This is a genomic window from Vreelandella gomseomensis (assembly GCF_031451645.1).
GTDB classification, from domain to species: domain Bacteria; phylum Pseudomonadota; class Gammaproteobacteria; order Pseudomonadales; family Halomonadaceae; genus Vreelandella; species Vreelandella gomseomensis.
This window is the reverse complement of record NZ_JARWAI010000003.1, coordinates 367,270-376,454: the sequence shown is the minus strand read 5'-3', so window position 1 is coordinate 376,454 and position 9,185 is coordinate 367,270. Positions and strand designations below refer to the sequence as shown.

The window sequence follows — 9,185 nt, the reverse complement described above, 5'->3', positions numbered from 1 at the left end:
TTACATGACCGCTTGCCTTGATATTCGGTGATTTATCACCCTCATCGGCAAGCGCCCACATGAATTACCTGATCAAATTATTAAAGAGCTGTCGCTTGCGGGCCTCAAAACCTGACGTGGCCGCTGCTAAGCGAGGAAGGCGTATTCTACGCACTTCTCAGTGTTTGTCAATGGCTGTTTGGCAGAAGCGAAGGAAATGTTTGATGCGATTTTCCTTCCCGCTATTTGCCTAACCTACTGACAAACTGAGGTTTTTACACCTCATCCACCGCTGGCAACGCCTGGCGTCCCCGGCAGCGGATGCGTACTTTACGGTGTTGCTGCCGGGTTGGCAAGGGGGGAGCAAGGAAAAATTTTGCCATCGATCCCTTAGGACACCAAAAGCGCTTCGGCGACAGCGGGGTTGGCAGTTACACTAACGCTACCTATCTTCCTGCCGAGGTCCGCGATGAGCCAGCATTTATTAACGGTCGATTCATTAGCCCGCGAGAACGTTGACCACTTACTTCGCGTTGCAGCGCGCATGGAGCCGATTGCCAATCGCCGCCAAGTCACCCGCGTGCTGGAAGGGGCGGTGCTCGGCAACCTGTTCTTTGAAGCCAGTACGCGCACGCGGGTAAGTTTCAATGCGGCTTTTTGCCGCCTGGGCGGCAGCGTGTGCGATACCACGGGCTTTACTTTTTCGTCCATGGCCAAGGGCGAGTCGCTTTATGACACCAGCCGAGTCATGAGTGGCTATTGCGACGCCATCGTCATGCGCCACCCCGACCAGGGCTCCGTCGCCGAGTTTGCTGCGGCAACGAATGTACCGGTAATCAATGGCGGCGACGGTCCTGGCGAGCACCCAAGCCAGGCATTGCTTGACCTCTACACGATTGATAAAGAGTTTCAGCGACTGAATAAATCGCTTAGCGGTGCCCACATCCTGCTGACCGGCGACTTGAAATATGGCCGCACCGTGCATTCCCTGATCAAACTCTTGTCACTTTACGGACCGCTGCGCATTACGCTGGTCTCGCCGCCGGGGCTTGAGATGCCGTCGGCACTGATCGACCTGGTAGCTTCACGCGGGCACCGCATTGAGCAGCGCAGTTCATTGGCATGCGATTTCTCTGATCTGGATGTGGTGTATGCCACCCGCATTCAAAAAGAGCGCTTTACCGATGAAATGAACGAGAGCTTTCAGGGGCTTTCCGGTGACTTCATGATCAATCGCGATTTTCTTGATCAGCGCTGCAGCCCAAGCACGATTGTGATGCACCCGCTGCCCAGAGATAGCCGCCCCGGTGCCAACGACCTGGATGTGAACCTTAACGGCGACCCGCGATTGGCCATTTTCCGCCAGACCGATAACGGCATCCCTATGCGCATGGCAATCTTTGCCACCCTGCTGAAAGTAGACGCGTTGATTGATGAAGACCAGCGGCCGGTGCGCTGGTTTGTACCGTCCCAAACCGGCACTCTCGACCGCTAGCCTCCCATTTCACGCTTTAATAGGCGTTGCGCCCACCGGGAAGTCCTTCCTGGTGGGCAAACCAGCCCTCCAGAATCAGCACGGCCGCAATGCCGTCGACGCTGTCTTCACGATAGTTGCCGCGATGACCGGCCGCGTGGGCGATTTGTTTGGCTTCCCGCGTCGACCCACGCTCATCGACCATTTCGCAGGGTTTACCAAAGCGTCCGTGGAGTCGATTGCCAAATTTACGTGCCCGCGTACTCATGGCCGACTCTGTGCCGTCCATATTGAGCGGCAACCCCACCACAAACAGATCGGGTTGCCACTCCTCCACCAGGCGCGTGACGAGGTTCCAGTCGGGAATGCCGTCCCGAGCGGTGAGCGGCGCAAGCTCGCGGCCGCTTTTCAGCAGCTCATTGCCGACCGCCACGCCAATCCGCCGCGTACCAAAATCAAACGCCAGCAGCAGACGCTGACCTAGCTCAGCCATTGCGCTTGGCCATTACGCGTGCCCTGCATCACGGGTCATAAGATTTAGATCGACCCCGAGAATGCCCGCCGCTGCGGCAAGCCGTTCAGCGGGAGGGGTGTCGAAGAGCACCGGGGCCTGGCCTTCCACGGTCAGCCAGGCATTCTCTTTCAATTCCTCTTCAAGCTGACCCACTTCCCAACCCGCACAGCCTAGACAAACCAGAAACTGTTCCGGCCCTTCGCCGTTGGCTAGCGCCTGAAGGATATCCATCGACGTGGTCAGCGAAATACCGTCTTCGACCTGAAGGCTGGAATCCCACGCCTGGCTATCGCCGGTGTGCAGGATAAAGCCACGGTCTTTATGCATTGGCCCGCCGTAATATACCGGCGCATTGCGAAACGGGCTGTCGTCACCCCCTAGCTCAAGCTGCTCAAACAGCGCGTCCAGGGTAATGTCCAGGGGACGGTTGGCAATGACGCCCATACAGCCATTGTGGTCATGATCGCAGAGGTAGATAAGGCTGCCCGCAAAATTAGGATCATCCTGGTGCGGCATGGCCATCAAAAAGTGATGTTTTAAACTTTGCATGCGTCTCCTGCGGCCAGCTGAGGCGTCAGCCAGCCTAAATTCAGTGGGTAGTGCGCGTCAGTGCGACAGACCAGCGCTTATGGGGCAAGGCGTCGCTCAATGGCATCCAGCAGTCGGCCGGCGATATCAGTGCCACGCTGGTCGTCGATTTCGCGAACGCAGGTCGGGCTCGTCACGTTGATTTCCGTGATGTAATCGCCGATCACGTCCAGGCCGACAAACATTAGTCCTTTTTCGCGGATCATGGGCTGCACCTGCTTGATAAGCCACCGGTCTCGTTCGGTCAGCTCGCGGCTGACACCGCGCCCGCCGGCGGCGAGGTTGCCGCGCGTCTCACCCGCTGAGGGTATACGCGCAAGTCCATAAGGTACCGGCTCGCCGTCTACCAGCAAAATCCGCGTATCACCTTCCTTGATGGCCGGCAGGTAGCGTTGGGCCATGATCTGGCGCTGACCACGCAGGGTAAGCTGCTCGATGACCGCCCCGATATTGCGTCCTTCGGGGCCGATGTGAAAGATGCCGGTTCCTCCCATGCCGTCGAGGGGCTTGAAGATGACATCGCCGTGCTCGGCGTGAAAGGCACGCAGCACATCGGCACGGCTGGCTACCAGGGTCGGCGCGCAACACTGGGGAAACTGCTGGGCAAACAGCTTTTCATTACACTGCAGCAACGCAGCGGTTGGATTGACGATCAGAACGCCCTCACGCTCGGCAAACCCCAGCAGATGCACCGCATTGGTAAAGTCTGCATCCACCGGCGGATCCTTGCGCATCAAGACCGTATCCAGTTCGGCCAGCGGCCGGGCGGACGCTTCACCCAGGTCATACCAGTGCTCGGGATCACGATGAACCGTCAACGGGCGCATGCGCGCATAGGCTTGCCCTGCATTCAAGAAGAGATCTTCCTGCTCCATGTAGTGCAGGGCGTAACCGCGCGCTTGCGCCGCCCACAGCATCGCCATGGTGGTATCTTTCTTGTAGGCGATGTCGCTGATGGGATCCATCACGACACCCAGGTGCAATGTTGACTGACTCATCGGGGCACAATCCATACATGAACAATAGGTAAGCAGTATGCCGCACTGCCTCTTAGGCTCCAACCGCTAGCTTCTTTACTGGCTGAGCGCGCCAGGTACCAGACGTATGGCGCCTGGCTCCAGGGTTATCAACCCCTGCTTGTACAACCGCCCAATCGCCTGTTTGTAAGCGCTCTTGCTTACCCCCAGCCGCGCCTTGATCGCGTGTGCGTCACTTTTATCGCCCAGCGCCAGATAGCCGCCGCTTTCGCGCAGAGCCTGGAGGACTTTATCGCCCACCACATCCAGGCGGGCGGCGCCGGGCGGCAGAAGTGAAATATCCACCCGGCCGTCTTCGCGGCGCTGCTTGACGTAGCCCGTCAGCGACTGCCCACGCCGCAGCGGCTGGCTGATATCGTCCTGATAGATCAACCCCCAGTAGCGGTGATCGACGACAACCTTCATGCCCAGGTCGGTGCGGTCGGCCACCACAACGCTCACGGCATCACCCGTTGCAAGCGCCCAGGCGTCATCGGTCAAAAAGCGATCGAGTCGCATGGTCGCCACGGGCCTGCCCTGTTCATCCTGGTACAGCATGACCAGTACGCGCTTGCCCGGATCGGGGCGAAAGCGCTGCTCGCTGTAGGGCAACAGCACATCTTTGGGCTGCCCCCAGCGTAAAAACGCCCCGGTGCTGTTGACCGCCGTCACCGTCAAGTAGGCTACTTCCCCCAGTTGGGCGGCCGCATCGCTGGCAGATCGGGGCGAGGAATGGGACTCACGGACCATGGGTGCCGTCCTTACAGTAAATAGGCGTTCATTATGGTGTCTTGCGTTGCCAAGGCAAAGCACGTTGGCTGCCCAATGGCGCGTCGAGGTGAACATCTGCAGAGGAGGCACGGCGCAAGCAATGGAGCGTCAGTGCTTACAGATCGCCGAAATGATGCTGGAGGAGCGTCAACGCCACGAGCGGCGCGGTCTCGGTGCGCAGCACACGCGGGCCGAGCGTGAGGGGGGTGAACTCAGCCGCCAGGGCAGCGTCCACATCCGCATCGCCAAGGCCACCCTCAGGGCCAATCAACAACGCCGCTGTCTCAGGGCGTTGCTTGCTGTCGAAAGGGTGATCCGTCGCCAGGTGGAGCATCAGGCGCAACGCTTCATGACGCTCACCCAGCCAGGACGTTAGCGTCATGGGCGGATTGACCGGCGGCACCACTGCACGCCCGCTCTGCTCACAGGCGCTGGCGGCCACCGCCTGCCAATGGGCCAGCTTCTTGTCTTCCCGGTCGCCCTTGAGACGCACGTCACCCCGCTCGGTATAAAGCGGGGTGATCGCCGCCACACCAAGCTCGACGGCCTTCTGAATGGCGTAATCCATCCGGTCACCCTTGGAAATCGCCTGGCCCAAATGCACGGCCAGCGGCGATTCACCGCTGCCCGGCCAGACGGCTTCCACGGTCACCGTCGCCTGCTTGCGGCTGACCTCGGTCAGGCGCACTCCCGCCTCCTGGCCGCTACCGTCGAACACCACCAGCGGTGCCCCTTCACCCATGCGCAGCACGCGCGTGACGTGCCGCGCTGGGCCATCCGGCAGGGTCAGCTCACTGCCCGGGGTCACCACCACTGGTACATAAAGCCGCGGCATTTTGCCGTGCCTGGCATACCAGTCAGCGGCGAGCAGCACTTCAGACATCGTTTAGTGCGTGTTCTCTTCGGTCTGCTGGCCGGCCTGCTGCTGTTCACGCTGCTTGCGCTGCGCGTACATCGCTTCAAAATTCACCGGTGCCAGCATCAGCGGCGGGAAGCCGCCACGGTTGACCAGATTATCCACGCACTCACGGGCATACGGGAACAGCAGGTTAGGGCAGAAAGCGCCCAGCGTCTGGTCAAGCTGCGCGCCTTCGATGCCGCTGATGCGGAACAGGCCCGCCTGTTCGACTTCCGCCAGGAAGGAGGTGGTGCCCGTTTCTTTATCGTTAACCTGCGCGGTCACCTTGACGACGACCTCATATTGATCCTCGGCAATTTTGCTGCTGCTGGTATTGAGGTCAAGACTCACCTTGGGTTTAAACGACTCCTGGAACACCGACGGCGAATTGGGCGCTTCGAACGAAATATCCTTAACGTAAATGCGCTGCAGCGAAAACTTGAGCTGTGGTTTGTCGTCGCCTTGTGCGCCGACCTGCGGGGTGTTGTTATCTTCCGCCATGGGAGAACTCCTCGTTTGTTGATGCAATCGTCAGTGCAAGCGTTGATGCCGTCAGTAGGATGCGCACCTACGCTTATTTTTTAACCACCGGGAGGCCGTCAGCCTGCCACTGGGCCATGCCACCTTTCAGCTTCAGAGCGCGTTCGAAGCCGGCCTTGGCGAGCTTGGTCTGCGCCGCGCCGGACCCCTGTCCGTGCTTGCACACCACAATGATCGGCTTGTCTTTAACTTTATTCAGCTCGTTCATGCGGCTATCCAGGCTGCTCTGGGGAATATTGCGCGCCCCGGCGATGTGGCCCGTCTTGAAGTCTTTACTTTCCCGGATATCCACGACAACGGCATCTTCACGGTTAATGAGCTGCGTGGCCTGGGAGGCGGTGAGCGCATGGGTTGAAGCGCTGCGTGTCTCATACACCATCCACGCTATCAGCGCCAGCAAAAACGCCCCCACCAGCAGGGGATGATTCAGTACGAATTCGAACAGCTGATCGATCATCGCGACACAATCTCTTGGTCAATACGGAAAAAAGCAGCGTTGCCACCGCTAAAACGCGACAAGTATACACGTCTGGAGGCCACGCGCGCAGGCCTGAGCCATGACGCTTAGCCACTGGCTGCGTTATGATGCCCGATGCATGCGTTAGTCGCGACCCTGATCCACGTTATGTCGTCCGGCTTGCCACTTATCAGGAGGATTTTATGGACACTGCACGCACTCCCCGCCCCGTCGCGCTGATTATTCTGGACGGTTACGGTCACAACCCCGACAGTGCGCACAATGCGGTGGCCGCCGCCAGCACCCCGGTGATGGATCAGCTCTGGGCGAACCGCTCCCATGCCTTTGTTCATACCGATGGCCGCCATGTTGGGCTGCCGGACGGGCAAATGGGCAACTCCGAAGTGGGCCACATGAACCTGGGCGCCGGACGCATCGTTTACCAGGATTTCACTCGCATCACCAAGGCCATTGAAGACGGCGACCTGGATACCATCGACGCCCTCACCCGGCCCATCGACGACGCCGTGGCTAACGGTCGCGCCGTGCACCTGCTGGGATTGCTGTCGCCTGGCGGCGTCCACAGCCATGAAGACCATTTTATGGCCATGGCCGAGCTGGCCGCGCGCCGCGGGGCCCAGCGCATCTACGTGCACGCCTTCCTGGACGGCCGCGATATGCCCCCCCAGAGCGCGCTTCGCTCCATCGAGCGGGCCAATGCGCGCCTGGCCGAGCTGGTCGGCGCCGACAATGGCTTTGTCGCCTCGATTATCGGGCGCTTTTTTGCCATGGATCGGGATAATCGCTGGGAACGCGTCGAGCAAGCCTACCGACTGATCACTGACGGGCATGCCGACTATTACGCGACCAGCGCCGAAATCGCGCTGCGCAATGCCTACGAACGGGGCGAAACCGACGAGTTCGTCGCCGCCAGCAGCATACCGGTCGGCGATGGCTCCAGCGACAGCACCATCACGCTGCAGGACGGTGATGCGGCGATTTTCCTCAACTTCCGTTCGGATCGCGCTCGCGAACTGACCCGCGCTTTCGTCGAGCCCGACTTCAACGGCTTCGAACGGCGCGTCTGCCCCAAACTGGCAGGGGACGGACTGGTCATGATGACCCAGTACGCGGCGGACATTCCGGCGCCGGCCGCCTTTCCGCCCAACGATCTCCACGACACCCTGGGCGAGGTGGTTGCCAAACGCGGCTTGACCCAGTTGCGAATCGCCGAGACCGAGAAATATCCCCACGTCACTTTCTTCTTTTCAGGCGGCAACGAAGCCGAATATGAGGGCGAAAAGCGCATTCTCGTGCCGTCCCCGCGCGACGTGAAGACCTACGATGAAAAGCCCGAGATGAGCGCCTACGAAATTACCGACAAACTCGTCGGCGCTATCGATAGCGGCCACTTTGATGTAATGGTGTGCAACTACGCCAACGGTGACATGGTCGGCCACACCGGCGACTTCGACGCCGCCGTCAAGGCCATCGAAACCGTCGATACCTGCGTGGGTCGCGTGGTCGAGGCCATCGAGCGCGCAGGTGGTGCCTGCCTGATTACGGCGGATCATGGCAATGCCGAACAGATGGTTCATCCGGAGACCGGGGCGCCGCAAACCGCGCATACCACCTTTACGGTGCCGCTGATTTATGTTGGAGAGCGCTCGGCTCAGCTCGCCGATGGCCGACTATGCGACCTGGCACCGACGCTGCTGACCATGATGAATCAGGACGTTCCTGAGGCAATGACCGGTCACCCCCTGATTCGATTCGGTTAGTCCCTGCATGCGACGACTTGTCGGGATGGCGGCTTGCGTGGCGCTGATGGTCGCCACGCAAAGTGCCGCCCAGCCCAGCGAAGATCAAGCGCGCCAGCAACTCGATGATATTGGCCAGGCCATCGAGGCGGTTTCGGAACGTTTGAGCGACACCGACGACGCCCGCGAAGGCGCCAAACGCGAGCTGCGCGAGGTGGAAACCGAACTGGCCGAGACCCACCAGCGGCTTGATCAGCTGCAGGGCGAGCGGCGCGAGCTGAACGAAGAAACCCGTAAGCTTCGCCAGCATCGCGAGCGCCTTGAAGCCGACCGCGACGCCCAGGTTGATGCCCTTGGCCAGCAGTTGGCAGCGCTTTACCGCCTAGGCCCGACGCCCCAGCTCAAGCTGCTGTTGAATCAGGGCGACCCCGCCGCGCTTGACCGCATGCAGGCCTATTTAAACCGGCTCACCGACGCCCGCCAGCAGCGCCTGGACGACATCGCCCGGCTGGATAATGCGTTGGCTAATACGCAACAGGCACTTGCCGAGCGTCAGGATCGCCTGGATACCTTGTCTGAGGAGCTTGAAGAAGAAAGCGCACGGCTTGCCGAGCGCACCCAGGAACGCCGTGGCGTCGTCGCCAATCTGGATGACCGCTACGGCAGTGAAGCCGCCCGCCTGGCCGATTTGAATGAAGACCGCGAACAGGCCGAACAGCGGCTTCGCGAGATTCAGGCCGAACTTGCCCGCCTTGACGAGCCGACGCCAAGCACCCAGATTACGCGTACCCAGGGCGACTTACCCTGGCCGGTTCAGGGCGATATCACGGCGGACTTCCAGCGTCGCGACGGCGTGCATTACAACGGCATCGTCATTCGCGCCGTTGGGGGCAGCACGGTCAGCGCGGTGCATACCGGCCGTGTGGTGTTTGCCGACTGGATGCGCGGATTTGGTAACCTGCTGATTATCGACCATGGTGATCAGATCATGACGCTCTATGCCCATCTACAGCAGTTCAACGCGCGCCCCGGCCAACAGGTTAAAAGCGGCGATACGATTGGCCAGGTGGGCAACAGCGGCGGGCAGCCGCGTGATGCACTTTACTTTGAAGTTCGCCGCCGCGGTGAACCCATTAACCCGCAACGTTGGATTGCACGCCGCTGACGGGATAAGCTGAGCCATACTTG

General features: G+C 60.3%; 10 protein-coding genes. 3 read left to right on the top strand and 7 right to left on the bottom strand.

Going from position 1 to position 9,185, the window contains the following annotated elements:
- Nucleotides 1-448 precede the first annotated feature (448 nt).
- Nucleotides 449-1,474, top strand: a complete 1,026-nt coding sequence (gene pyrB, locus QC815_RS05835) for an aspartate carbamoyltransferase (protein ID WP_309767417.1) — start codon at nucleotides 449-451, stop codon at nucleotides 1,472-1,474.
- Between the two features lie 16 nt (nucleotides 1,475-1,490).
- Here the strand turns inward: pyrB and ruvX are convergent, their stop codons facing one another.
- From ruvX to QC815_RS05800, 7 genes are all read right to left on the bottom strand, one after another.
- Nucleotides 1,491-1,946 carry a Holliday junction resolvase RuvX gene (gene ruvX / locus QC815_RS05830; RefSeq protein WP_230445359.1) on the bottom strand — a complete coding sequence of 152 codons (456 nt, stop codon included), beginning with the start codon at nucleotides 1,944-1,946 and terminating at the stop codon, nucleotides 1,491-1,493.
- 12 nt (nucleotides 1,947-1,958) lie between these two features.
- On the bottom strand, nucleotides 1,959-2,516 hold the full coding sequence (locus tag QC815_RS05825) for a YqgE/AlgH family protein (protein ID WP_230445360.1): 558 nt from the start codon (nucleotides 2,514-2,516) through the stop codon (nucleotides 1,959-1,961).
- Nucleotides 2,517-2,593: 77 nt separating this feature from the next.
- Nucleotides 2,594-3,553: a glutathione synthase gene (gshB, locus tag QC815_RS05820; RefSeq protein WP_230445361.1), complete on the bottom strand. Its 960-nt coding sequence runs from the start codon at nucleotides 3,551-3,553 to the stop codon at nucleotides 2,594-2,596.
- 75 nt (nucleotides 3,554-3,628) lie between these two features.
- Nucleotides 3,629-4,321, bottom strand: coding sequence for a CvfB family protein (locus QC815_RS05815; RefSeq protein WP_230445362.1), 693 nt, complete (start codon nucleotides 4,319-4,321; stop codon nucleotides 3,629-3,631).
- A gap of 136 nt (nucleotides 4,322-4,457) precedes the next feature.
- Nucleotides 4,458-5,225: a 16S rRNA (uracil(1498)-N(3))-methyltransferase gene (locus QC815_RS05810; RefSeq protein ID WP_230445363.1), complete on the bottom strand. Its 768-nt coding sequence runs from the start codon at nucleotides 5,223-5,225 to the stop codon at nucleotides 4,458-4,460.
- A gap of 3 nt (nucleotides 5,226-5,228) precedes the next feature.
- Nucleotides 5,229-5,741 carry a protein-export chaperone SecB gene (secB, locus tag QC815_RS05805; protein WP_309767411.1) on the bottom strand — a complete coding sequence of 171 codons (513 nt, stop codon included), beginning with the start codon at nucleotides 5,739-5,741 and terminating at the stop codon, nucleotides 5,229-5,231.
- A gap of 73 nt (nucleotides 5,742-5,814) precedes the next feature.
- Complete coding sequence (locus QC815_RS05800) at nucleotides 5,815-6,237, bottom strand: rhodanese-like domain-containing protein (RefSeq protein WP_309767409.1); 423 nt, start codon at nucleotides 6,235-6,237, stop codon at nucleotides 5,815-5,817.
- Between the two features lie 203 nt (nucleotides 6,238-6,440).
- Between QC815_RS05800 and gpmI the strand changes: the two genes are divergently transcribed.
- Both gpmI and QC815_RS05790 read left to right on the top strand, forming a co-directional pair.
- Entirely contained in the window at nucleotides 6,441-8,018 is a 1,578-nt protein-coding gene (gene gpmI, locus QC815_RS05795; protein ID WP_309767407.1) for a 2,3-bisphosphoglycerate-independent phosphoglycerate mutase, read from the top strand.
- A gap of 7 nt (nucleotides 8,019-8,025) precedes the next feature.
- Nucleotides 8,026-9,162, top strand: a complete 1,137-nt coding sequence (locus tag QC815_RS05790) for a murein hydrolase activator EnvC family protein (RefSeq protein ID WP_309767405.1) — start codon at nucleotides 8,026-8,028, stop codon at nucleotides 9,160-9,162.
- The last annotated feature ends 23 nt before the right edge of the window (nucleotides 9,163-9,185 follow it).

What these genes read in the sequence shown, in the direction of transcription:
- QC815_RS05825 (WP_230445360.1), bottom strand. Translation starts at nt 2,516, where the DNA reads ATGCAAAGTTTAAAACATCACTTTTTGATGGCCATGCCGCACCAGGAT.
- gshB (WP_230445361.1), bottom strand. Translation starts at nt 3,553, where the DNA reads ATGAGTCAGTCAACATTGCACCTGGGTGTCGTGATGGATCCCATCAGC.
- ruvX (WP_230445359.1), bottom strand. Translation starts at nt 1,946, where the DNA reads ATGGCTGAGCTAGGTCAGCGTCTGCTGCTGGCGTTTGATTTTGGTACG.
- pyrB (WP_309767417.1), top strand. Translation starts at nt 449, where the DNA reads ATGAGCCAGCATTTATTAACGGTCGATTCATTAGCCCGCGAGAACGTT.
- QC815_RS05800 (WP_309767409.1), bottom strand. Translation starts at nt 6,237, where the DNA reads ATGATCGATCAGCTGTTCGAATTCGTACTGAATCATCCCCTGCTGGTG.
- secB (WP_309767411.1), bottom strand. Translation starts at nt 5,741, where the DNA reads ATGGCGGAAGATAACAACACCCCGCAGGTCGGCGCACAAGGCGACGAC.
- gpmI (WP_309767407.1), top strand. Translation starts at nt 6,441, where the DNA reads ATGGACACTGCACGCACTCCCCGCCCCGTCGCGCTGATTATTCTGGAC.
- QC815_RS05790 (WP_309767405.1), top strand. Translation starts at nt 8,026, where the DNA reads ATGCGACGACTTGTCGGGATGGCGGCTTGCGTGGCGCTGATGGTCGCC.
- QC815_RS05815 (WP_230445362.1), bottom strand. Translation starts at nt 4,321, where the DNA reads ATGGTCCGTGAGTCCCATTCCTCGCCCCGATCTGCCAGCGATGCGGCC.
- QC815_RS05810 (WP_230445363.1), bottom strand. Translation starts at nt 5,225, where the DNA reads ATGTCTGAAGTGCTGCTCGCCGCTGACTGGTATGCCAGGCACGGCAAA.